Raw genomic sequence first — 24,367 nt, forward strand, 5'->3', positions numbered from 1 at the left:
TTGCCCGTCAGGCATTTTCATCATTAAACTTAAAACCCGAGTTATTAGATAACCTTAGCACTATGGGCTATGACTCTATGACACAAATTCAAGCCGAAAGTTTGCCACCAATTTTGGCGGGTGATGATGTTATTGGCCAAGGAAAAACTGGCTCAGGTAAAACCGCAGCCTTCGGTTTAGGCTTACTCAACAAGTTAGATGTGAAGCGTTTTCGCATTCAAACTATGGTGCTGTGCCCAACGCGCGAATTAGCCGATCAGGTCGCTAAAGAAATTCGTACTCTGGCCCGTGGAATTCATAACGTTAAAGTGCTGACATTATGTGGCGGCGTGCCGATGGGACCACAAATTGGCTCGCTTGAACACGGTGCTCACATTATCGTTGGTACACCTGGGCGTATTATTGATCATTTAGATCGTAACCGTTTGGACCTCAGCAATGTCAATATGTTGGTATTAGACGAAGCCGATCGCATGCTGGAAATGGGCTTCCAAGAACACATTGACGCGATTATCGATCAAACTCCGCATGAGCGCCAAACACTGCTATTTAGTGCGACGTTCCCAGAGCAAATTCAGTCTATTGCCGAACGTATCATGTATAAGCCTGTGATGGTGAAAGTGGAATCAACCCACGACAACTTAACCATCGAACAGCACTTTTACCGTATTGAAGATAACCAAGGCCGTTTAGAAGCCTTACGTTTATTACTGCTAGATAAGCAACCAGAAAGCGCAGTCGTGTTTTGTAATACCAAGCGTGAAACACAGCAGGTAGCTGATTCATTACTTGAGTTTGGCTTCAGTGTTTTAGCGTTACACGGTGATTTAGAACAACGCGATCGCGATCAAATGTTACTGCAATTTGCCAATAAAAGTGCCCGTATTCTTGTGGCGACCGACGTTGCTGCCCGTGGTTTAGATATTGATGCTTTAGATGCGGTATTTAACTACCACCTAGCCTATGACAGTGAAGTGCATATTCACCGAATTGGCCGTACTGGTCGTGCGGGTAGCCAAGGAGCCGCATACAGCTTTTTTGGTGAGAATGACGGCTACAAAATGGCAATGATTGAAGAAGCACTGAACAAAGATATAGTGGCAGCCACCTTGCCACCGCTTAGTGCATTAAACAAAGCGCCGCTGCAAGCGCTGATGCAAACCATTCAAATTGACGCGGGTAAAAAGCAAAAAATTCGCCCAGGCGATATTGTTGGTGCGCTAACGGGTGATAACGGTATCGAGTTTAATGATATTGGTAAAATCAAAGTGACTGACATTCGCGCCTATGTTGCGGTATCGCGCGAAGTGGCCCAAAAAGCGATGAATAAAATTACCAAGGGTAAACTAAAGGGTAAAACCTACCGTGCTTGGTTTATGTAATTAACCTTGATAAGTTAACCAGCTTAACAAGCATAAAAAAGGAGCATTTAGCTCCTTTTTTATTGCCTTTAAACTCTGAATCACAATGTTTAGTTGATACTTTGTTTAAACTCGGCTTTGGTATTGTCATTGGCTTTGTTGTACCAATAATCCAGCATTTGACGGATCTCAGCTTGATCTTGTTCTATGGTTTTTGGCGCAACAGCGCTTGTCGGGGCGGCTATTGGGGTGGGGGGAGAGATTGAAACTGGCGCAACAATAGTTGCGGATGCGGCGGTTGCTGTAGCTACGCCTTGAGGTGGCGCAATACTCACAGGTGCCACAGGCGCAGCAACTACGTAAGCTAGGGCAAATTGGCTAACAGCGGCCGCTTGTTGGCTTAGATTATAGGCCGCAAGTTCCTGTAGGTAGTTACGGCCAAATTGTAAGCCGCTTTTAGTTAATATATCGGTTTGAATGGTCACTTTTCCGCTATCACTGCTGATCGCTATCTCGGGGTGTTTATTAAAACGGTTTGCCTGTTTGGCCTGAGTAATGTTGGGTAACATCAGTTGATAGGATTTATTTTCAGCGTTAAAACGTATGACCACCACCTCAGACTCAAAACGCTCTATGCTGCCACGCTCACGAAATGAGCCAGTATAACGTAAGGCTATTTGGTTAACGCCCTCAACTAAATCGATGGTATTTTCAGCTTCAATAGGCTGACCATTAACGGCCATGATATTTGCCGTACTTGGTAGGGTTAATGTGCTAGCAACTAGCGTAGGGCTGGTGAAGCTAACCAAGAAAACGAATGCCGTAAAAAGCTGATTCATTGACATATCCTGTACTGTGGTTGTGTATATCCAACGTCGGGTTATAACATAAAATAGTCTTAATCGTCCTAAAGTAACATTATATTTAAGGTTTTATCCTAAATGACCCCAGCCATTAACTTAGTCAAAAAGCATCGCCTTCATTTTACTGTGCATGAATATCAGCATGATCCAGCCGCAGCTTCTTATGGTTTAGAAGCGGCTGAAAAATTAAATCTGGCCGCCCAATGGGTATTTAAAACCTTAGTGGTAGAAACTGATACCCACCAACTAGCAGTGGCAATATTGCCGGTAGATCAACAGCTAAATTTCAAAAAAATGGCTAAAGCGCTGAAGGTGAAAAAAGTACAAATGGCTGACACCATCAAGGTTGAGCGAACAACCGGATACGTCTTAGGGGGTGTAAGTCCATTAGGGCAAAAAAAGCGCTTAACCACTGTGATTCATCAAACTGCAGCAACCTTAACCGATATCTATTTTAGTGCCGGTAAAAGAGGCTTAGAGCTACAAATGGCGCCTAGTGATTTGCAGTCGTTATTAACTGCCAGCTTCAGCGATATCGTCAATGATTAACGCCATTATCAGGTTATAAATCCTAAATACACCCTAGAACTGATTTTGTTCGCCCTACTATTCAAATTGTGGTCTGAGGGCTTCAGGCAAATTAAAATTGACTGCCTGTTGCGTCACTGGGCAAATAAATGCGAACTCACAGCAACAGAGTTTTAAATCAGGCGCGTCGTTGCCGGCATTACCGTGTAAGCGATCGCCAACGACGCTATGACCTAGGCTTGCCATATGAATGCGAATTTGATGCTTGCGGCCAGAGGCTATTTTTACTCGCACTTTTGACTGATCAAGTGTGGCATTGTATTCCATCAATGTGGCGTAAGATAACGCAGGTTTACCATCAACATAGGTATCAATCGTTTGGGTCGTTTCAGCAAAACGGCCATGCACAATCACCTGATAAAACTTATCTAATTGGCGTACTTCAAACAACTTCGCCACAGCCGCAGTGGCTTTTTTAGTGTGGCCGATAATAATCAACCCAGATGCCGCGCGGTCTAATCGATGAATAATATACGCACTGCGTTGCGGCTCAGTGTTTAACTCAATATAACGATTAATCGTAGTGTGGTCGCTCCACTTTGATGCCTGACAGCGTAAGCCATAGGGTTTGTACCACAAGCTGTATTCACCTTGGTCAAACATCAACTGCGCCGCAGCGGGGACTTCGGCTAAAATATGGCTGTTGTAATAAAGATGAAGTTTATCACCCACTGATAAAGCCTTTTTAGCGCGGCGTAAACGATTAACTTGTTTGCCGTGGGTGTGCCAAACGGCGCCTTTTTGCATCGCTTGTTTGATCACCTGCTTTGATAACCCCGACTGTTGTGACAATAAGGTCACGGCGTCAAAATGGGTATCAGTGATATCAATGTGACATTCAATGGCGTTATCTGTTGCTGGTACTAAATCAGGCATAAGGCGGATCAAGTCGGAATAATATGGGGTTATTTTACGTGATTTTGCCACTAAAAAGGCATTCAATTAATAATAATTCAAGTCACTTTATTGGCGAGATAAAACAGCGTAGCATGAGCGCTATTATCGAGTGTGATGTTTGGAGTATTCATTGGACCATTTTGTTTGGAATCTAGACCCTATTTTAGTGTCATTTATGGGGTTGACCGTACATTGGTACGGCGCATTGTTTGCCACTGCAATTGCAGCTGGTTTTCAAGTGATGAAAAAAATCTATAAAGCCGAAGGCTTAGATTTAGAATCATTAGACAACCTATTAGTTTACTGCGTTGTCGGCATTATTGTTGGCGCAAGATTAGCGCATTGCGCCTTTTACGACCCGAGTTATTATTTTGCCAACCCGATGAAAATATTTGCTATTTGGGAAGGCGGACTGGCCAGCCATGGTGGTGGATTAGGGGCAATATTGGCCTTGTATTACTACAAACGTAAAGTGGGTTTACCTTTCTTATTTTTGCTCGATAGACTAGCCATAGCGACGGCTATTTTTGGCTTTTTTGTGCGTATGGCAAACTTTGCAAATTCAGAAATCTTAGGACAGCCCACAGATAAACCGTGGGGGATTATTTTTGAACGTATTGATCTGCTACCGCGTCATCCAGCGCAATTGTATGAAGCCGTGGCCTACCTAGTTATCTTTTTGTTACTGGCGCTGTTGTATAGCAAATCTCAGCTGAAACAAAAGCACGGCGGCCTATTTGGACTGTTTTTAGTGCTGGTGTTTAGTGCCCGTTTTGCCATCGAAACCGTGAAGATCAGCCAAACCGCTTACCAAGAAACCTTAATGACAGCAGGGCAGTGGTTAAGTGTGCCGTTTCTGGTAGTGGGGTGCTTTTTGCTGGTACGGGCGTTAATTAAACCCGCCGCTCCCGCGATAAAATAGCGCGTTAATCTCACAAGGTGTAAGTAGGTACTTACTTACGGTTTAGACTTTATAACCTATACATTGATAAAAGCGGCCTTTAATGGCCGCTTTTTGTATTTGCTCCGTCAGTGTGGTTAATCAATGACCTTTTACGGTTATTTTAACTTAAACACGACCTCAACGCGGTCGCTGATAGTCACTTGGCCTTGCTGATAGCTTGCCGCCGCACCACTGTCTGCCTGTGCTGCCATTTTGTACTGTACGGGTTGAATAGGGTGCTGATCAAAGTATCTGATTTGCCATACACCCTCGACCTTTTTATCAAATCCTTTGGCTAATGATTGGGCTTTTTGCTTAGCATCTTCAATTGCCGCTTGACGCGCTTGTTCGATAAAGTCTGCGCGCTTGCTTGAAGTTAACTCAATAGAGTTAACGCGGTTGATACCTTGCTCTAATGCACTGTCTAATAAGTCATTAAGCTGTTCAAGTTGCTTAACTGTAATGGTCATTCTGCGGCTGGCTTGATAGCCTTTTAATGTAGCAGGCTCATTTTTTTGGTAATGATATTGTGGGTGCAAGTTTAAATTGGCACTTTGAATATCATGTTTATCCACGCCAGCTTGCTGTAAGCGGTTTAGAAACTGGCTAATCGCTTTATCTGAGGCATCTTTGGCCGCTTTTGCTGTTGGCGCTTCGACAACCACTTCAATATTAACCACGGCCATATCGGCATCTATCACAATTTCACTGGCGCCTGAGGTTTCAATGTGGGGAAAGTTGTAATCAGCAGCAAGGCTAGGAATGCGGTAAAGGCGAGTGCTGAGGTTAATGCTGTAAGGGCAAAAGTTTTCGTTAGTAATGTCATATATGTACTCCACAAAAAATAAAGGTATCGACCAGATTGACACTCAATCGTGGTCGATTAATCAATGATTTGTGGCTATAAACGAGGCTAACAGCCAAAAGGGTTATTTTTTAATAAATTATTTTTTGGCTGTTTTATCTGCATTGATTATCTTGCAGAGGTTAGCTTAATACAACATGCAAATGGCTAGGGCCTGTTTTATGCAAATTACAGGCTTAAGCTAATACGGTTACGGCCTTCAGATTTTGCGCGATAAAGAGCGGTGTCTGCGGCGCAAATTAATGCCATTGCGGTGCGGAATTGGCCTTTTTGCTCACAGGCTATACCTTGGCTTACACTCACTTTAACTTCTTGAGTTAAACCCATATCAGTAAATTTAATTTGATTAATTTGGCGTTGAATTTTTTCAGCCACTCTTTGTGCTTGAGCCTGACTAAAGTTAGGCAGAATAACCGTAAACTCTTCACCGCCAAAGCGGGCGGCTAAACAGTCACGGTTTGGCATGGATGAATGAATCACTTGGGCTACTTTTTGTAAGCACTTATCGCCATTAATGTGGCCATAGTTGTCGTTAAACAGCTTAAAAAAGTCGATATCAATCAAAATCAAACTTAATGGCTGTTGATGCTGCATGCTATCTTCCCAAGCATTTTGCAGGGCTTCATCAAAGGCGTGACGATTGGCTAAATTGGTTAATTTATCGGTATTGGCTAGACGGGTTAACTCAGCAAATTTTTCTTTATGGCTGGTCAGATTATGCATAACGCCAATGATAAGCGGTTTGGCATGCTCGCCAGCCGGTAAACACGATAATGATAAATCAGCATCTACCAAACTTGAATCGACACGTTGCAGCACAATTTCTTTCGGGCCATGATTAAACGGGGTGAAAGTTTCGCGCCAGTGGGCAAACAAATCTTGGTATTCTTCCTGGTAGGCAGAGTTAACAAAGTTAGTCCATTTTTGGCCAATCAATAATTCTTTTGGCGCACCAAATAGCTTAGCCGCATGTTGATTAATCATCTCAATTACGCCCTCATCGTTGACCACAAAAATGGCTTCTGAAATGGCATTCATTAAAAAGTTTAAGCTAGAAAGCTGATTAGCTTGGTCTAAAGTGTGCTCAATAACCTGAGGTGTTTTCGGTGCAATGGCGGTATTTTTTAATGCGCTGGATTCAACCGGAACTGAGGCGGTTGGTTTGTCCGGTGTAGGGAAATTTTTACCCGATAACGCTTTGGCAAGTTCGGTGGCACGGGTCAATGTGTCATGGATTTCTTGGTAATTGTCAGAGGTTATCATGCTCAGTCCTTTCTATTATAAAGTGTGTATCAAACAAAAGTATTTTGATGACACACACTTTATTCAAAAAAGTAAAAAGTAGCCTTCCGTTAACCTTCTGGTTTTAAGGTATTGTTTTTATTTTGATTTAATATATTAGCTTGGGCGATTGATTACTTCAGGATCTGGACTTAATAGCAGATGAGAGCTAAAGCCTGGAGTCGAATTTGACAGTATAAGTCTAAACTCGGTATTGCCAATCACTTGGTCGGTATCGCTTAACTGCAATGTGTTGCCATTATTTACTACCTGTACTTGATCAATCACGCCATCAAACGGGGTTGAAAATGCGGCGCCAACAAAGGCTAATCCGCGCGCTGTTTTATCGATTAAGTTGTACGATATTAAGCCATTTTCGGTCATGATAACATCGCCACTTCTTGGGTTATTGTTTTCATCGGTATAGCTGAAAATAGGCTGATTGTTTTCTAAAGTCACAATCACATTAATAATTGTTTCTTGGTTATTTAGTGCTGACATTGAAGCTACCTTATTGTTAGTGAGTAAATTGATAGTTAGTTATTGCTGAATTTTGTAATTGTTGCAAAATTTGAGGGTACAGAGTTAGCTCATCAATACAATCTAATGCCCTAGCATAGGGTACTAAATATTCTGGGTCATTAGTGGTTGCTACTAGCTTACTTAGTAAATCGATTGTTTTACGGCATAATAATTTAGCTTGTTCTGGCTGATTTAGCTGACTTAAAATGGCGGCTTGGGACACCTGGCTTTCAGCTAACTTGGATTTGTAGGATGATTTCTGATCAAATTGAATAACTAGCTCGTTGAATGAGTGGGTGGCCGTTTCTGCATAGGTCAGGCTTTCTTCGACAGCGCCTGTGTGCATTAAATATTGCGCCGCGGCTAATTCATATAATGCCCATAACTCTTGTTTTTTAGTTGAGCTACTGAGTACTTGATCGTCAGTTAACATTTTAGCTAAAGCATTGATGCTATGAGGTGTGCTCTTATCGATGATGGTGCTAGCATTTTTTAGCATATCAATGTAAATCATTGACTGCTGGGTAATCCACATATCATTATCAGGGTCTTGTTTTATCGCTTTGTTGATAGTTTTTATTGCTTGGTGCATTTTTTCATTAGCCCTACCTACATCATCTTGGAATATTAATAATCTAGCTAATAGCAAATAACTGCTGGATAACCTATCAAGTATATAAGGCTGTTTTTCACCAGCAAGACGGGTAAGCAGCATTTGTATTTCTGTATGAATATTAATTGCCGTTGGCACATCACCTTGTGAAGTCGCAGCACTGGCAAGCCATGAATGTGTATTGGCAACATCAGCAATGAGCTGACTATTAGATTCATCCTGCTTTAATAACGAGAGTTTTAACTCAAGTGAATGCTCAAATGCCTGCCTTGCAGCGTTAAAGTTTTGTTGCTCCATATACGCTGAGCCGATGGAGTTATGGGCGTAGGATAATTCCATCACTGCATCAAAGTTCGTTGGGGCATATTGATACATGGTTTGGCTGTATTGCAGATATAACTCAAACCAGGGCAATGTGGCTTGCCAGTCGCTTTTATCATATTCCAGTTGGCCTAACCAAAAGGCATTGGCGCCTAAGGTTTTAAGTAAAGATAAATTGTTGGCTTGTAAATCGACTAATGGCAGCATTTTTTCCCTTGCGGCAAGCAAGGCGCTTTTGGCTTCTTCGGTATTGCCGCGCGAGTAGGCGACTTCGCCCATGGCTTCTAAGGTTTGCCCATGCTGAAAGCGTGCTTCAAAGCTAAGGTGGCGCGCGTCGTCTGCATTGCTGAAGTTACTGAAATATTCTAAGGCCTTATTGCTTATACCATCAAGCAAGTCCATGCGGCCAATGCTGCGCATTTTGTCGGCGAATTCACCTACCATGAAACCGAGTAAGTTCTCAGCCGCTAAACGTTTTTCTTGGGCGCGGTGCTCCGCTTCTGTGCTTCTAACTGTCATAAATACCGACAGCACAGTTAATAGGCACAGTATGGCTATAGTGGACATTTTCGCTAGGCGTTTTAGCCCAGCACTTTTCTTTGAGGCTTGAATAAAAGCATGTTGCTCGGTGTCGAGGTTAAATAAGGGGTTATGCACTAGTGCTAGCGCCTCTTGTAGTGGCTTGCCTTCGGTCAGTAAATAGGCGCTTTGCTGCTGTTCGTCGAGCCAACGCTGGCTAAGGATCACTAGGCGAGAGTTAACCCGCAGGCTGTCGCGGTGGGCTTCTATCCATTGTAATACTCGCGGCCAGCGCCTTAGCAGGGCTTCGTGGGCAACACTGAAACATCCTTGGCCATTTTGCAGGTGTGACACAAATAAGCGGTTATCCACCAGAGTTTGTACTAGGGCGGTTTCGTTGTCGTCACTGAGTTGACTCCAACGGGCTGCGCGGCTGGTGATATTGGTTTCGTCCGCTGATAGTGTCACCAGCAATGATAATACTTTACTCAGGCAGTGTTGATGTTTTGCGGCTAATGCGGCAAATATGCCTTCAGCTTTTTGGCCGATGGCGCCTTCAATGCCGCCAAGCTTTTGGTACACAGACACAAGTAAGGTGTCGTTGTCATCGCGTTGTAAATAGAGCTCTTGCAAGGTGTATTGCAGCATCGGCAGGGCGTCGGGGTTGTTGGCCGCTTCGCTGCACAGTAGTTCATCTAACGGGCTGCTGGTTTGTGGGTCTGTGTCCCATTTAAGGCCTGCTGCTTTGGCTGGCAGGCGGATCATTTGCAGTAACTCGGTGCGGCTGGGGGGCGCTAAATCAAAGTGCGAGCCGTTGGCTTTACCGGCCATTAAACTTGGGCGGCTGACCACCTGCGGATAAAAATCGTTTCGACAGGCACTGAACAGCATAAAGCAGCCGCTGGTGGCGAGTGACTCGATGATATCTAATGCCGTTTGAATTTCTGGCTCGGTGAATAACGGTGATGATAATAAGACTTCTAGGCGGTCAATAAATAGCGATAGTTTGGGCGTATAAGCTGCATCTGTTAGTTGTATGCTGGCTAACGCCTGTTGAGCTTGTTTGATAACCTCTGGCATATCTTGTTGTAATAAGTCGGCAAGGCTTTGTGCGGTCATGCCCTCAAATACCGGAATATCATTTATGTCTAAATCGAGCATGGCCAGCGCGATGTCGGTAAACAACCTATCTTGGCTGATATCGGCTAAATCTAAGCTGGTGTGAGACACAATACGAATACCATCAAACCCCTGCGGGCGCATAAATTGTGGCACCACACCGGCATTTAATAATGATGACTTACCGCTGCCACTAGGGCCGAGTAATAAACAAAATGCTCGGCCAAATTGCACTTGCTTGCTCATGCGTTTTAATAAGGTGCTGATTTGTTCGGTGCGGCCGTAAAAAACATCGGCGTCTTTGGCGTCAAATGCCCGTAAACCGGGGAAAGGCGAGCCACCCTGCCAGGTGTGTTGTTCTATGTGTTCATCAAGCTCAATTAACGGAAAATTGACCTCTGCTAAGGTGCGATAGCCGCGTTTACGAATGGTTTCAATAAATTCAGGCTTAGATGCACTGTCGCCAAGGGCTTTGCGAAGTTGGGTAATGATTTTGTGTAGCGGATTGTCGCCTATTACAGTATGGCCCCAGCACTGCTCAACAATTTCATCTGGGCTGAGTACTTCACCTGAGTGTTGGCAAAGCAGTTGCAACACTTGCATGGCTTTAGGCTCTATTTGTTTGATGTCACTACCCAGCTGTAAGCTGTTGCTTGTCGGGTTGACTTGCCACGGGCCAAAAAAGAAATGTTGTTTGCTCATGCTATATTCTCATGTTGTTATTTATGCAGCTAAATAATCTCAACTCTGGTTTAGAGATGAATGAATGTCGCTGAGATCTGTTTGATATGCACTTATTATCCACAGCTGAGGTTAAATATTAATCGGTCAAACGGTTTGAGTTTAATTGGCTTATATCAACCGTTTCACCTTGTTCGATTTTTTTTATCGCGGCACAAATACGCTGATTGATTGGCGTAGCCACATGATATTGCTGACCTAGTTTTACCACAGCACCATTAAGATAATCTATTTCGGTTAAGCGCTTAGCTTGCAGATCTTCCCACATAGAGGAGCGGGCATTGGGATCGATATCTAACATAGATTTTGCCAACATGGAAAATAATCCATTTGGTAGGCTGAGTATTACCGGCACCCAGTTGGGCGGCACTTTGGTAAATTGAGCAACAGGGCGGTTGGTTTGCTGACAAACCTTAAGCCATTCTTGCATTGCTTGGGCCAATAAACGCCTTAATGGCCGTTGTTTAAGCTGGGCCTGTATGGGTAAATCACAAATGGCGTTGAGGGCATTGTTAAGGTTAAGCAACAGTTTACCGTTTATGACTGCCGCCATATCGTCATGCAATTGGCAACTTAGCCCCCGCTGAAGCATGGCGTGGCTAATTTGCAGTGTGTGTTGACAACGCGGCCAGATAAATTGTCCTTCAGTGCCTTTATGAAAACGGGCATTTGCTAATTGCAGTACGTTAAAAGGGGTAATGCCCTGATAGCATTTTCTGTCGGGTAAATGATGTGCAGCATCATCAAAACTGCCAAGGCCATTTTGCATGAAAACAATGCTGCTGTTGGCATGGGTAATACTAAGCAGTTGCGGATAACTTTGTTTGATTTGATGGCATTTTACGGTAACAAATACCACATCAAAATGTGCGCTGATATTGGTGGTCTGTTCGATAGCGGTGATCATCTTGGTTGGCATAACGGATTGACTCATGCCCTGATAATCACTGATATGAATGCCGTTGTTGTCGATGATGCTGCGTTTGATGCGCTCACGGCAAATTAAGCTCACATCAAGGTCTGCAAGCAACAGCGTTGCCGCTAAATAACAACCTGTGGAGCCAGCACCATAAACGGCAATGTTCATTTTATTCTACCCAATGCAGTACATCGCGAATAATCGACCAGCGTGGTGGGGTGTTTGTTGCCCCTTGGCCGAGCATCCAATAGTTATAATATTGCTGTTGATGTCCATCAACTTGGCGTAGGTTTTGCCAATTATTGACATAGTTGAGTAGCGATTGGTTATTGGAGGCGACGGCGTAGGCTACCGGATAGCGAACATTATTTTCGAGTAAGGTAATGCCGTAACTGGGAAAAAATAAGCTCCATGCTGAGCCGGCTTCCGCGCTAATGATTAACGCATCGTATTGATGATTTTTTTGCCTAAAAAACAATTGATAACCACTGATTTGTTTAAAGGTGATATTGGCAAACTTCTGTTTGATGGCTTGTATCGAATTATTGTGTTCTACATAGGCTAGGGTGATGTTATCGAGCGCACGGATACTGTCGGTGGTTTTGAATTGGTTGACCATATGATCAGGCGCGGCAATTGCAAAGTTAAGCTCCAATACCTGATTGGTGTAGCTAAGATCGCCCATTAACTCAATGTCCATCGCTAAGCCTGACATGGCAATATCAAAGTATCCCGCCTGCAGTGATGCGACTAAATCTTTCTTTTTGAAGGGAACAAACTCAACTTTAACGTTTAGATCTTCTGCCAGTTTACTGGCCATGGCGCTGTCAAAACCAACAAGCTCGCCAGCATTATTGTAATAGCTGAAGGGGACATTGCTGGGGATATAACCTACCTTGAGTATGCCGCGTTGTTTAATCATTTCAACACTGGCAATCGGGCTGGTGGGGGTTTTACCGAGTTGTGGATATTGGGTTTTAACGATAGTCGGTACTTTATCCGCAACTTGCATATTGGCAATCACCCCGCTGGTGACTTCTGGGCTGTGAATAAATAAGCCCATTCCCACACGGCAAACCAGTACGGTAATGATAATGCTGCCTGCTACGCCTAAGGTCATTTTAAGCAATTGCGGTAAAAAGCATTTGAGATTTTTTTGAAACATGGCCGCTGTCAGTAAGGTCAAAATAAATAAATTCATTACCGCGGTGATGGAGTTAAATTTACCGGTAATAAACCCTGACATGACAAAAAGTTGGAATAAATCTGCAGGTAAATGAACGAGGTCGAGCATAAAGGGAATGGCCACATACACACTACCAAACAGGGCGAGTAAGCCACTAACCGATAATGACAGTTGATCTAATAACTCGATAGGCGTGCCATTAAACCAGCTGCAAAAGTACACGAATAGAATAACCGTGAGCTTGCCGATATTGGGAAAGGTAAATGCAATTGGCACCAGAATTTCAATTAAGGTGTCGGTGTCTTCGCCACTGGTGTTATGGCTTTTCATAACTTGCTTGCATTCTTCAACAATCACCGGCAGCACAATAAAGATATTGCCCGTAGCAAAGGCGGTGACCAAGCTAGCCTTGGACATTTGAATGGTTTGCCAATAGGTAATGGGCGTAACCGATGCCACTATCCAAGGTAACACTGCAAAGGTAAGCACCAAACACAGGGCAAAATAACTGATGAGATACACTTGCATACTGGCAAACTCATCAACGCCCATTGTGCCAGCAGCCGAGGCCGACATGGCAAAAATACCGATAGGCAACACTTTTACCATGCCCTGAGTGATGCGGCCAAAAATTTCGCCACAAGTATGCATAAACGCTAATAGCTGGGTTTTGTTGTCGCCTTTCATGCCGATTAACGCTAATCCCATGGCAATGCTAAATACCACCATCGCGGGCACGTAACCAGCAGCCATAGATTCAAAGGGGTTTGCGGGGATATATAACTTGAAATAATCTATTTCAACTACGGGTTCAGTAATGCTGGTACTGAAGAAAGAGGCTGATTCTACAAACGGAAAAGACAGTGGCATTAAAGCGACAAGCAATAACCCCAGTGCCCAGAGTATCAGCATGATCACCCCCGCACGGCTGAAGATGAGTTTGGCGGTATCGGGCTTTAGTTTGCCTATGCCACCGACGAGCGACACCACGATGTAAGGCAACACGGTCATTTGCATCAGTAAAATCACCCCTGTGCCTATGGTGCTTAACCAACCGACCGACTCGCCAAAAAATATGCCGACCGCAAAACCAATCAACATGGCGACGATCATTTGGGTGGCACTGGTCATCGCAAGGAGTTTTTTTAGCACGGGATATTGCTCTCTTTTTTAGACTAGGGTGAATGAACATTTCTGCCTAATCTATACCGAAATCTCTATTAAGGTGTTACGGTTAAAGGCTAATTGTTAATAATATAAATTTAACAGTATTTAATGTCGATTAACACCTTGTTGGTACTGACTTTACCCAAGCGGTTTAATAATCGAACAAAGCGACTAAATTTAGCAGTAATAACAGCAAAAAACGCTGTATTTGGCGACTTTATCGATTGCTCTTCAAATTCATTATCGAGTGCTTAAAACATGCAAACAACTTTATTGAGCGTTAACAAACTTACCCTAGCCATGGCTGGCCTGTTATTGGCATTTTCTTCTCAGGCTGCTGAGATTTCATTATTGCAAGCAGGCCAATTACTTGCTGTACCTGGGGAGAAGCCAACCAAAGAGCAAACTTTAGTGATTAAGGATGGGGTGATTATTGATGTGCTTCAAGGCTATGTTGATTCTGTCAGCCATAGCCAAGATGATACCCTAAAGGTGATCGATTTAAAGCAAGCTTTTGTGATGCCAGGCTTAATGGATATGCATGTGCACTTACAGGGGGAATTAGGCCCTAAAAATGACAGCCAAAAACTGCGAATGTCTGATGCCGATGTTGCCATGCACAGTGCGTATTTTGCCAAGAAAACCTTATTGGCAGGCTTTACCACAGTAAGAGATTTAGGCGCTAAAGCTGAGCAAATATATGCTCTGCGTGATGCCGTGAATAAAGGCTGGGTTGATGGCCCAAGAATTATTGCATCAGGCGGGGTATCGGTTACCGGTGGCCATGGTGATGTTGATGGTATGAGCCCTGATTTACTCGATTTATACACAGAAAAAACCATTTGTGACGGCCCTTATGATTGTCGCCGTGCAACGCGCCGTGCGATTAAGTTTGGTGCCGATGTGATTAAAATTACCTCAACAGGCGGCGTGTTGTCTGACACTAATACCGGCACGGGTCAGCAAATGGAAAGCGATGAGCTAAAAGAAGTGATTGATGCTGCCCATGCTTTAGGGCGTAAAGTGGCTAGCCATGCCCATTCGGCCGCCGGCATTAATGCGGCATTGCTTGCGGGTGTTGATAGCATTGAGCATGGCAGCTATGCCGATAAAGAGAGTATCAAACTGTTTAAAAAAACCGGCGCTTATCTTGTGCCAACGCTATTAGCGGGTGATACCGTGGTGCAAATGGCCAAAACTACAGATGTGTTGTCGCCTGCGATAAAAGAAAAGGCGATTCGCGTTGGCGGCGATATGATGGCTAACTTTAAAGCCTCTTACCAAGCGGGAGTTAAGATAGCTTATGGCACTGACAGCGGTGTATCGCATCATGGCGATAATGCTAAAGAAGCGGTTTTAATGCATAGTGCGGGTATGAGCAATATGGATATTCTAACCAGCGCGACGGTGAATGCGGCTGAATTGATTGATATGTCGGCAAGTCTAGGCACGCTTGAGAAAGGCAAAATTGCCGATATTATTGCTACCTCACAAAGTCCGCTTGATAACATCGAAACCTTATTAAATGTTCCCTTCGTGATGAAGTCAGGCATTGTTTATAAACAAGAGTGATAAGTTCAATATATACCCAAACAACCTGAAGATACGTGTTTCAGAGCTTCACCGTGTTTTCAATACTAGGCGCGTTAATGCGGTAATGTAGGTACCTTATAAATTAGCGCAACAACGCTCTTGATTTAAAAATCAGGGGAACACGGTGAAACTCCCTGAGGGCAAGTTTTACACGCGTTTATGCTGCGTTATTGATTTTGAAAAGGGAATAACCATTACCCGCAATCAATGCCTTGCCTAAACGCGAGTAAATTCTTGCTGAAATCGAGCATCTTCAGGTTCTTTGGGTATATCAGCAAATCTGACACTGGTAATCTTTCGTAACTCACGGGTTTTATGCAGGTAAAGTCCGTGGGTTATGCCGATCTTCGTATCCATTTCATTTGATAATCGAACCTGATGAGTAACCAATATGATATTATTTGATTGTGCACAATTGATTATTGCGATAACAATGTGTTTTAATAGCTTCACTCAACAACATCGTTGCGAATGTTAAGGCAGATTAATGTGCTTTGGTAGCTTATGGCGAAATGCATCTAAGCGCAGTTTGAGATCGGCCATTTCGGCTTCATCAATACCACTTTGCGCTTTAACTTGCTGGGTGATTTTCATGGCTTTTGACTTCAGCGCCGCGCCTTTTTCAGTAAGAGTTAATGACAGTTGTCTGTCGTCCTCTGGGTGTCTAACGCGTTGAATATAATCTAATGCCTCAAGCCGCTTAACCACAGGGGTAATTGCCCCAGGTTGTTGGGCTAACTTATGGGCGATATCTTTCAGGTTTAAGCCTTCATCTTGCCAAATGATCAACATGACAAGGTATTGAGTGTAGGTGAGCTCGATTGCGCTTAATAAAGGTTTATAAAGCTGAGTAATCGCAAGTGATGTCGAATAAACAGCGAAACAAAGTTGATTATCAAGATGTAAATGATGGTCTTCTTTCATAACTCACTCTGTTTTGACTGTGAGCTAAATGGCTCACAGTAACGTAAATAGGTAAAACGTGTGACGATGTTACCACTGTTGTTTTCGCTATTGTAGCTATCATTGAATCAACCCTTGTCAGCGTTTTGTATTGCAATTAAAAGGATCAATTATGTCATCTCACAATCGTCGTATTGTTTTAGCCTCTCGTCCACAGGGCGAACCGACCGCAGAAAACTTTCGTTTAGAAACCGTAAATAAACCGACACCGCAGTCTGGTGAAGTGTTATTGCGTGCGGTTTATTTATCATTAGACCCTTACATGCGTGGGCGCATGAATGATGCAAAATCTTACGCTGATCCTGTGGCTATTGATGAGGTGATGGTTGGGGCAACTGTTTCACAGGTTGAAGCGAGTCAACACCCAGATTACAAGGTAGGCGATTGGGTATTAGCCTTCGGCGGTTGGCAGGATTACTGCGTATCAAACGGTGAAGGCTTAATGCATTTAGGCACGAGTCCAAGCATGCCATCTTATGCGCTAGGCATTATGGGAATGCCAGGGTTTACCGCTTATATGGGGTTGTTGGATATCGGTGCACCCAAAGCGGGTGAAACCTTAGTGGTTGCGGCGGCGACAGGGCCAGTGGGCGCAACAGTGGGGCAAATTGGTAAGCTTAAAGGCTGTAAAGTGGTGGGTATTGCTGGTGGGGCTGAAAAGTGTCGCCATGCGGTTGAAGTGCTTGGTTTTGATGCCTGTATTGACCATAAAGCTGCCGACTTTGCTGAGCAATTAGCCGCGCATTGTGACAAGGGAATTGATGTGTATTTTGAAAACGTCGGTGGCAAAGTATTTGATGCCGTTTTACCTATACTAAACACAGGTGCACGAGTGCCAGTATGTGGCATGATTTCACAATATAACGCCACCTCGTTGCCAGCTGGGCCGGATCGTTTGTCGTTATTAATGGGCACCTTGTTGGTGAAGCGAATTAAAATGCAAGGCTTCATTATTTTTGATGATTATGGTCATCGTTACCCTGAGTTTGCTAATGATATGAGCAAATGGTTGGCCAATGGTGAAATCCAATATCGTGAGCATTTAGTTGACGGTATTGAAAATACTCCCCAAGCGTTTATCGGCCTGTTGAAAGGCGAAAATTTTGGCAAGTTAGTGATTAAACTTAATGAACCGTTAACCGCATAAGTAAGCCAGTTATTTGAATTAAAATCAATAAATTAACCAGTAGGAATTAATTAAATGAAAGTGTTAATGGTATTAACATCGCATGACAAATTAGGCGATACAGGACATAAAACGGGCTTTTGGCTTGAAGAGTTAGCGGCGCCATATTACGTGTTTAAAGACAATAATGTCGAAGTGGTTCTGGCATCGCCGTTAGGTGGCCAACCGCCTTTAGATCCTAAAAGCGATGAAGCTGATTTTCAAACTGCGTCGACTCAGCGTTTTAAATTAGATAGTCACGCGCAACAACAACTGGCTAGCACATTAGTGTTGTCGACAGTGAATGTTGCTGATTACGACGCGGTGTTTTATCCAGGTGGTCATGGTCCGTTATGGGATTTGGCCGAAGACAGCACATCAATTGCGTTAATTGAAAATGCGTTAAAGCAAGACAAGGTTTTAGGGTTAGTTTGTCATGCACCTGGCGCGCTGAAGCACGCTAAAAATGCTGATGGCACATCAATTGTTAAAGACAAAAAAGTCACAGGCTTTACCAATGGAGAAGAAGATGCGGTGCAGTTAACCGACATAGTGCCCTTTTTAGTCGAAGACATGTTGATTGCTAACGGTGCTAAATATGCCAAGGCTGCTGACTGGCACCCGTTTGCACAGGTGGATGGCAAGTTAGTGACAGGTCAAAATCCGGCATCATCTGAGCTAGTTGCCCACCAAATGTTGGCGCTGTTAAATTAAGCTAAGTATGTCTCAATAACCCACACTACTAGGTTATTGATTGCGTATTGAAAAGCAAACTCAGGTTTGCTTTTTTTGTTAGTCACTCCCTAAACGTCAGTCTAGGGTTTGATAATCTATTAATTATTATCAATAGAGTGGTTAAAGTTTATTCGAATGTCAAAATAATGCTATATTATGCGCCTTATTCCACACCCTAGATTTAAGGATTACGTTAACCCAATGAATTCGTTGACCGAAGAAGAGTTAGCCTGTTTTAGTGACCTATTTACTTCAAGTAAAACGGGAGGCATGTTGCATGCAAAAACCGATGCAGATGTGATGGCTGATAACGCTTTAAGTGTGTCTACTGAGATCCCTCAGGTGCTTGCCAATATTTTAGGCGAGGCGAAGTTAACGTTATTGGCAGAGATCAGCCATTACCGTCTATGGTTTCCGTTAGTGTTAAAGCGTGATGAATTAGGACAATTTATCCCGGTGTTAGGTGTACCAGAAGTGGTCGATATTCTTGGTGGTGAGCGCAGCTGGCGAGTAACAGATTTAAAAGATGTTACCGTGATTGATGATGCTGATCAGCCCGTCGAAGTGTTGTCATTATCCAGTTCGGGCTTAACCATCAAAATGCGTAATGAGGCGCATGCTGATATGCCTAAATCAGGTAAGTTAATGCTAAGTAATGGCTTAGAAGTGGATGTTGATTTTGAACCGGTTCGTGCTGAAAATGGCATTATGGCGGCTAAAATTAATGCCCATGGTGAAGCAAGAGAAGCGTTAAGGCAGTTTTTATTTAGCGCGCATAAAGCGAAATACTCCCACCTTTATAAAATTTAACTTAACCTGTTTATGGCTCCAGTTAGTTATCGATTTTAAAATCTCTTTCTAATAGTTTTTTCAACATACTGATAAAGTTAACGTCGGGTTTAGCCGCAATTAGCTGGCAAATCTCATCTCCAATGGCGGTAAATCGGTAGTAAGTAAAAAGCAGGTGTTGATTGTTGGTTTGCACGGTAAAACTGTCATGTACAAACTGCAATGGCAATTTTACTTTGGCATCGAGTAAACCCGTTTCAAACTCACTGTTATGCAAAATTCCCGCATCCATTAAGGTTAAAATATTCGAATATGGTAGCCCGAATTGAGATAGTGGAATGTTAATATGGTTGTGTTTTCTGAAATATTGCTTCAACCCGCCGTTAGTGCGCAATCCACTGAGTAATTTGTAGCGATTATCTGTGCCAATTCTTGCCGACATGCCTAAAGCTTTCTCTAACAATATTGCTTCACGAAAGGTAAATTGTTTCAAAACCGCTAGCGATCTCAGGCTGAAGTTTCCGGGTGAAACAATTTCGCTGGCTAAAATTCTTGCCCATAAATCTTGCATTTTCGGGTTATGAATTTGCTCCGCCATGTGAAAGAATTGATATCCCCAGTCGGCATCTAAATCCACTCCGGTAACATCTGATGGGGTGTAATTGAGCGCCAGTGCGAAAATAGTTTCTAGATTAGCTTGATGAGCGCTAAGCAATTTGCGCTGACGATGTTGCGCGCGTTCAGCTACAGATGCGGTCGAAGGACGATAATCATCCTCACTGGCTAGGCCTAATATTCTGCCAAGTAATAGGGCTTTCTTGCGTGCTGAAATATCGGCAGTTTCGGTTATTTTTTTATCAAGCTCAGCCATATTTTTATCCATTTACCAAAAATTTTGTGGGTACACTATTTAACCTTAACGGGTTAAGAGATGAATAAACTATATTTAAAACACAATATTCAATCGCTAACAATCAAACTTGAACTTTGTTCTGATCACCAGGCCAGTTTACGCGTCAATAACGGGTCTATTACAAGTCAATCCAACTACAAGTCAATTCAACGCAGTTAGTTATGCAAATAGCTGTTTGATGGATTTATTATCCCAGCTGAGGTTATTTAAGGGTTTTGGGCCAATAGGTTTCTTGACCTGGTTTTGGGGTGCGCGGCACATTAAAGGCCAATAACAATGAACATACCGCAAAGCCTGTACCGATGAAAAACACGTATTTAGGCGAGCTTAACCACAGCATGCCGAGCAGTACCGGGATCACGACTGCGGCAATGTGATTGATGGTAAAGCTTACCGACATTGTAGAGGCAATATCTTGTTTATCGGCGATTTTTTGAAAGTAGGTTTTCATTGCAATTGCCATGGCAAATAACAAGTGGTCAATAACATATAAGCCTGCCGCGACTTGGGCATTTTCAACATATGCATAACTGATGAAAATGATAATTAACCCAAGGTATTCAAAAATCAAAGCATTTCGTTCACCGATACGGCCGATCAATCGACCAATAGCGGGGGCGAATAATAAGTTAATCACATAATTGATGTGAAAAAGTGCGGTGATTTCAGTGACAGAATAACCGAACTTTTCGACCATCATAAAGCCTGCGAATACCATGAAAATTTGCCGACGCGCTCCTGAAAAAAACGTCAGTAGGTAGTAAAGCCAATACCGCTTACGCAGCAATAAATGTTTATGTTGCGTGGCATGAATTTTAAAGCGCGGAAAATAAATGCTCATCATCAGCACCATGCTTAATCCGAGTAAGCCTATGATGGCATACATCCAAACATAGTCTAATTTCAGCCATGTCATGATAACCCAAATACTGCCATAACCAATTAAGGCTGCGGCCGAGCGCCATGCTAAAGCTTTACCCATAAATCCGGGCGCTTCTGCTTTATCGACCCATTGTAGCGTTAGGGACTGATTGATGGTTTCGAAATAATGAAAACCTACAGACATTAAAATAGTGGTTAAGTACAGGCCGATGACTTGAGGAAAAAAGCCGGTTATCGCAACGCCAATACATAGCAGGGCGAGCGATAATAAGGCAAAGGCTTGTTCACGGATCAGTAGCAACACAAAAACGGCGGTAAAGGCTAAAAATCCGGGGACCTCACGCAAGCTTTGTAATATGCCAATCTCAGCCCCAGTAAATGCAGCTCTTTCAATCACAAAGTTGTTTAACAACGCCTGCCAAACCGCAAATACCATCGACATAACAAAGGTCATCCACAGCAGTAAATGCAATGGATTGGCTTGGTATTTTGTGGTGGGTGAAACATCGAGTAATTGTGCAGCGGGCGAGGTCATAAAACACCTGAAATAGCGAACAATGAAGAATATTTCACCATAGTCGCAAAAAAACATTTTTATGGGAAGTGTAATTTATTTGTAAATAGTATTACGAAAAAAGATCTAAATTTTAATGCAAATGATTATCAATTAGATTAGTATGTGGCCGATTATTAAAATAACCTTAACTATTTAGGTGTAAGTGGAGAGTTGATATGAATAGCAAAATCTCACTATTGGCGATGACTTTAGCGAGTGTTATGGGGTTAGGTTCATTTGCCAGTGCAAATGAAGCTAATGAAACAGATGCACTTGCTAAAGCCATTGCGAAACAAGAAACAGAAATAGCTGCGTTAAAGCAGCAGTTGCTACTCATTACACAGCAACAGCAGTCACAGTCTACCCAGCAACAAGTTGAGCGCGATACTTTAGCCTCAAAAGTTGAACAGGTTGCAGGTGAGATTTCAAGCGCACAAGATCGTTACCGCCGTTTCAGTTTTAAATCCTATGGTACCGCCAATTACACAAGCGATGAGTATTTCGATAACGTTCAAGATACCACCCCTGAACGCCGTAATCGTTTTGACCTAGAGCGCATCGTCACTGAATTTGGATATCAGTTCACTGATGAGTGGAGCATGGAAGTTGAAATTGAATATGAGCATGGTGGTACTGGCACATCACTTGAATATGATGGTTTCGATGAATTTGGCGAGTTTGAATCAGAAGTTGAAGCGGGCGGTGAAGTCATTGTTGAAAAAGCAGAAATTCGCTATCGCCCCAGTGAAGCATTTGGAGTTAAGTTCGGTAATATTCATTTGCCAATTGGCTTAACAAGTATATTACATAAGCCTAATCAGTACCTTACTGTTCAGCGCCATAAAAGCGAAGCGGCAATGTTACCTGCGGTTTGGAATGAAAACGGTATTGGTGTTTATGGTCAAGTCAGTGATTTTCATTATCAAGCCCAAATTGTCAGTGGCTTAAACTCTGAATATTTCCGCACTTATGATTGGTCAGCATCTGGTCATCAAAAACGTTTTGAACATGTTAATGGTGATGACTTAGCCTTTGCTGGCCGTTTAGATTATGGCAGCTTTAAAACCGGTAGCGCAGTGGGCGTTGCCTATTACTATGGCAATACTTCAGGCAATCGCCATAAAAGTAACAAGTTAGATGTTGATGGTGCGATCAGCATTGTGTCTGTTGCCGGTGCGTTTGTGGAAGGTCCATGGATTTTGCGCGGTCAATACCTTTACGGCACCTTAGACAATACCGATGCCATCACCCAAGCCAATAAAACCACCCCAGGTTTGCGCCCAGGAAACTTTGCACAGTTAGGGTCTGAATCACAATCCTTCTTTATTGAAGCCGGTATGAAGCTGGATAGCTGGTTGAATATTCCGCTCACTGTTTTTGCCAATATCGATTACTCAAATCCATTAATGGCTGTCGAAACGGGCACTGCCACTAAGCGCTTTGAAAATACCTGGAGCAGCGTAGGGGTGAATTACTTCCCTATTCCTGAGGTGGTGATTAAAGCGGAAGGAGGTTTACATCAGGTGGCAGTAGCCAGTATTCCAGACACTAACTTCTTTGCGTTAGGCGTTGGTTACCAATTCTCGTTATAAGCCGCTAGGCGTTTTTTGTTACATATTTATCTTAAATACATGGAGTTATTATGAAGTTTACCTATTCAGTCATCGCATTATCTTTAGTTATGGGCTTATCGGCCTGTGGCGGTTCTGGCTCAGATGAAACCACCCCGACAACCCCGACAGTTCCAGATAATCGTTTTTCATTTGTGGCAACCGAGATGATTACCAACTTAACCGATGAGGTTATTGTGGCGGGTTATGCTGATTTGGCCACGAAAGGTGAGGCATTATTATTAGCCACACAAAGTTTGATTAACTCTACATCGCAAGCCGATTTAGTGGCAGCACAAGCGGCTTGGAAAGCAGCTCGTCAACCATGGGAACAGGGCGAATCGCATATTTTTGGTCCTGTTGATTCATTAAGCATTGATCCGCATTTAGACAGCTGGCCACTCAATACCTCTGACTTGCAAACACAGTTAAACAGCGCAGCAGGCTTTGACGCTGAAACCATTAAAGGTTGGAATGATGACGTACAAGGTTTCCACACCATGGAGTATTTATTGTTTGGTGATGGCGTAAATGATAACAGCAAAGACATTGCTGAGCTGACCCCGCGCGAGCGTGAATATTTAGTGGCTTTAGCAGAAGTGTTTCGTGATTACGCTAAACAACTGGATGATGCATGGCAAATTAGCCACAACCCCCAAGATGCCAACGCATTGCCATATGCAGAGTTATTAAAAGGCTCAGGTGCCGCCAATAACACTATTTACTCATCAGAACTTGCGGTGATTGAAGAGTTAGTCAACGGCATGATTGGCATTGTTGATGAAGTCGGTAACGGTAAAATTGCTGATCCATTTGGTGACTCAATAGCCACTGCGGATACATCAAAAGTGGAGTCTCAGTATTCGTGGAATTCATTAACTGACTTTGCTAACAATATTATTGGTGTGCGTAACGTCTACCAAGGCGAGTACACAGGGCAGGCTGACAAACAAGGCATCATAGATTTTGTTGCCGCAGCAGATGCCACTCTTGCTACTCGTATCGCCAGTGAAATTGATGATGTCATCCTCAAAATTCAAGCAATTAAGGGCAGCTCAGATTTACCCTTCCGTCAAGCCATATTAGATGCCGATGGCCGCGCCCGTGTGCAGATTGCTGTGGACGCGTTATCTAAATTACAAACCTCTTTAGAGTCAGACGTATTGCCATTGTTATCTAAATGGAAAGCCAGTTAACACTGCACCCATTAGCCCCTGTTTTATCGTCAAGCAGGGGCTTTTTATACACATAAAACA

General features: G+C 43.2%; 21 protein-coding genes. 9 read left to right on the plus strand and 12 right to left on the minus strand.

What is annotated here, in order from left to right:
* Window positions 1-62 precede the first annotated feature (62 nt).
* Window positions 63-1,382: an ATP-dependent RNA helicase DbpA gene (gene dbpA / locus IEY03_RS05475; protein WP_229778209.1), complete on the plus strand. Its 1,320-nt coding sequence runs from the start codon at window positions 63-65 to the stop codon at window positions 1,380-1,382.
* Between the two features lie 89 nt (window positions 1,383-1,471).
* On the opposite strand, the gene IEY03_RS05480 is transcribed toward dbpA, so the two are convergent.
* Window positions 1,472-2,200, minus strand: coding sequence for a YccT family protein (locus tag IEY03_RS05480; protein ID WP_188840343.1), 729 nt, complete (start codon window positions 2,198-2,200; stop codon window positions 1,472-1,474).
* A gap of 102 nt (window positions 2,201-2,302) precedes the next feature.
* On the opposite strand from IEY03_RS05480, the gene ybaK reads away from it, so the two are divergent.
* Window positions 2,303-2,773 (plus strand): Cys-tRNA(Pro) deacylase, encoded by a 471-nt coding sequence (ybaK, locus tag IEY03_RS05485; RefSeq protein WP_188840344.1) that lies wholly within the window; start codon window positions 2,303-2,305, stop codon window positions 2,771-2,773.
* Window positions 2,774-2,830: 57 nt separating this feature from the next.
* On the opposite strand, the gene IEY03_RS05490 is transcribed toward ybaK, so the two are convergent.
* Window positions 2,831-3,688, minus strand: a complete 858-nt coding sequence (locus IEY03_RS05490; RefSeq protein WP_188840345.1) for a pseudouridine synthase family protein — start codon at window positions 3,686-3,688, stop codon at window positions 2,831-2,833.
* Between the two features lie 151 nt (window positions 3,689-3,839).
* Here IEY03_RS05490 and lgt point away from each other — a divergent pair, with 151 nt between their 5' ends.
* Complete coding sequence (gene lgt, locus IEY03_RS05495; protein ID WP_188840346.1) at window positions 3,840-4,631, plus strand: prolipoprotein diacylglyceryl transferase; 792 nt, start codon at window positions 3,840-3,842, stop codon at window positions 4,629-4,631.
* A gap of 137 nt (window positions 4,632-4,768) precedes the next feature.
* On the opposite strand, the gene IEY03_RS05500 is transcribed toward lgt, so the two are convergent.
* The 6 genes from IEY03_RS05500 to IEY03_RS05525 form a co-directional block, all read right to left on the minus strand.
* On the minus strand, window positions 4,769-5,443 hold the full coding sequence (locus IEY03_RS05500) for an oxidative stress defense protein (RefSeq protein WP_373290838.1): 675 nt from the start codon (window positions 5,441-5,443) through the stop codon (window positions 4,769-4,771).
* A gap of 242 nt (window positions 5,444-5,685) precedes the next feature.
* A complete protein-coding gene (locus tag IEY03_RS05505) occupies window positions 5,686-6,780 on the minus strand; it encodes a sensor domain-containing diguanylate cyclase (protein WP_188840347.1) in 1,095 nt (364 codons plus the stop codon).
* 135 nt (window positions 6,781-6,915) lie between these two features.
* The gene (locus tag IEY03_RS05510; RefSeq protein ID WP_188840348.1) at window positions 6,916-7,299 is read right to left on the minus strand and encodes a DP-EP family protein; all 384 of its coding nucleotides are present in this window, start codon (window positions 7,297-7,299) and stop codon (window positions 6,916-6,918) included.
* A 16-nt stretch (window positions 7,300-7,315) separates the two neighbouring features.
* Complete coding sequence (locus IEY03_RS05515) at window positions 7,316-10,594, minus strand: nSTAND1 domain-containing NTPase (protein WP_188840349.1); 3,279 nt, start codon at window positions 10,592-10,594, stop codon at window positions 7,316-7,318.
* Window positions 10,595-10,712: 118 nt separating this feature from the next.
* Entirely contained in the window at window positions 10,713-11,720 is a 1,008-nt protein-coding gene (locus IEY03_RS05520; protein WP_188840350.1) for a 2-dehydropantoate 2-reductase, read from the minus strand.
* A gap of 1 nt (window position 11,721) precedes the next feature.
* Window positions 11,722-13,890, minus strand: coding sequence for a cation:dicarboxylate symporter family transporter (locus IEY03_RS05525; RefSeq protein ID WP_188840351.1), 2,169 nt, complete (start codon window positions 13,888-13,890; stop codon window positions 11,722-11,724).
* Between the two features lie 273 nt (window positions 13,891-14,163).
* Here IEY03_RS05525 and IEY03_RS05530 point away from each other — a divergent pair, with 273 nt between their 5' ends.
* Window positions 14,164-15,477 (plus strand): metal-dependent hydrolase family protein, encoded by a 1,314-nt coding sequence (locus IEY03_RS05530; protein WP_188840352.1) that lies wholly within the window; start codon window positions 14,164-14,166, stop codon window positions 15,475-15,477.
* Between the two features lie 237 nt (window positions 15,478-15,714).
* Here the strand turns inward: IEY03_RS05530 and IEY03_RS05535 are convergent, their stop codons facing one another.
* Window positions 15,715-15,855, minus strand: coding sequence for a hypothetical protein (locus IEY03_RS05535; protein WP_188840353.1), 141 nt, complete (start codon window positions 15,853-15,855; stop codon window positions 15,715-15,717).
* Between the two features lie 117 nt (window positions 15,856-15,972).
* Entirely contained in the window at window positions 15,973-16,422 is a 450-nt protein-coding gene (locus IEY03_RS05540) for a MarR family winged helix-turn-helix transcriptional regulator (protein ID WP_188840354.1), read from the minus strand.
* A 151-nt stretch (window positions 16,423-16,573) separates the two neighbouring features.
* Between IEY03_RS05540 and curA the strand changes: the two genes are divergently transcribed.
* The 3 genes from curA to IEY03_RS05555 all read left to right on the plus strand — a co-directional run bounded on the left by curA (window position 16,574) and on the right by IEY03_RS05555 (window position 19,171).
* Window positions 16,574-17,608 carry an NADPH-dependent curcumin/dihydrocurcumin reductase gene (gene curA, locus IEY03_RS05545; protein ID WP_188840355.1) on the plus strand — a complete coding sequence of 345 codons (1,035 nt, stop codon included), beginning with the start codon at window positions 16,574-16,576 and terminating at the stop codon, window positions 17,606-17,608.
* Between the two features lie 54 nt (window positions 17,609-17,662).
* Entirely contained in the window at window positions 17,663-18,340 is a 678-nt protein-coding gene (locus tag IEY03_RS05550; protein WP_188840356.1) for a type 1 glutamine amidotransferase domain-containing protein, read from the plus strand.
* Window positions 18,341-18,562: 222 nt separating this feature from the next.
* Complete coding sequence (locus IEY03_RS05555) at window positions 18,563-19,171, plus strand: hypothetical protein (RefSeq protein ID WP_188840357.1); 609 nt, start codon at window positions 18,563-18,565, stop codon at window positions 19,169-19,171.
* A 22-nt stretch (window positions 19,172-19,193) separates the two neighbouring features.
* Here IEY03_RS05555 and IEY03_RS05560 read toward each other — a convergent pair whose 3' ends face one another.
* Both IEY03_RS05560 and IEY03_RS05565 read right to left on the minus strand, forming a co-directional pair.
* The gene (locus tag IEY03_RS05560; protein WP_188840358.1) at window positions 19,194-20,021 is read right to left on the minus strand and encodes a TIGR03899 family protein; all 828 of its coding nucleotides are present in this window, start codon (window positions 20,019-20,021) and stop codon (window positions 19,194-19,196) included.
* Between the two features lie 244 nt (window positions 20,022-20,265).
* Window positions 20,266-21,480, minus strand: a complete 1,215-nt coding sequence (locus IEY03_RS05565; protein ID WP_188840359.1) for an MFS transporter — start codon at window positions 21,478-21,480, stop codon at window positions 20,266-20,268.
* A gap of 197 nt (window positions 21,481-21,677) precedes the next feature.
* Between IEY03_RS05565 and IEY03_RS05570 the strand changes: the two genes are divergently transcribed.
* Together IEY03_RS05570 and IEY03_RS05575 are read left to right on the plus strand one after the other, a co-directional pair.
* Window positions 21,678-23,093 (plus strand): porin family protein, encoded by a 1,416-nt coding sequence (locus tag IEY03_RS05570; RefSeq protein ID WP_188840360.1) that lies wholly within the window; start codon window positions 21,678-21,680, stop codon window positions 23,091-23,093.
* Window positions 23,094-23,143: 50 nt separating this feature from the next.
* The gene (locus tag IEY03_RS05575) at window positions 23,144-24,307 is read left to right on the plus strand and encodes an imelysin family protein (protein WP_188840361.1); all 1,164 of its coding nucleotides are present in this window, start codon (window positions 23,144-23,146) and stop codon (window positions 24,305-24,307) included.
* Window positions 24,308-24,367 lie beyond the last annotated feature (60 nt).

Origin of the sequence: Shewanella aestuarii (genome assembly GCF_014647215.1) — a bacterium.
GTDB classification, from domain to species: Bacteria; Pseudomonadota; Gammaproteobacteria; order Enterobacterales; family Shewanellaceae; genus Shewanella; species Shewanella aestuarii.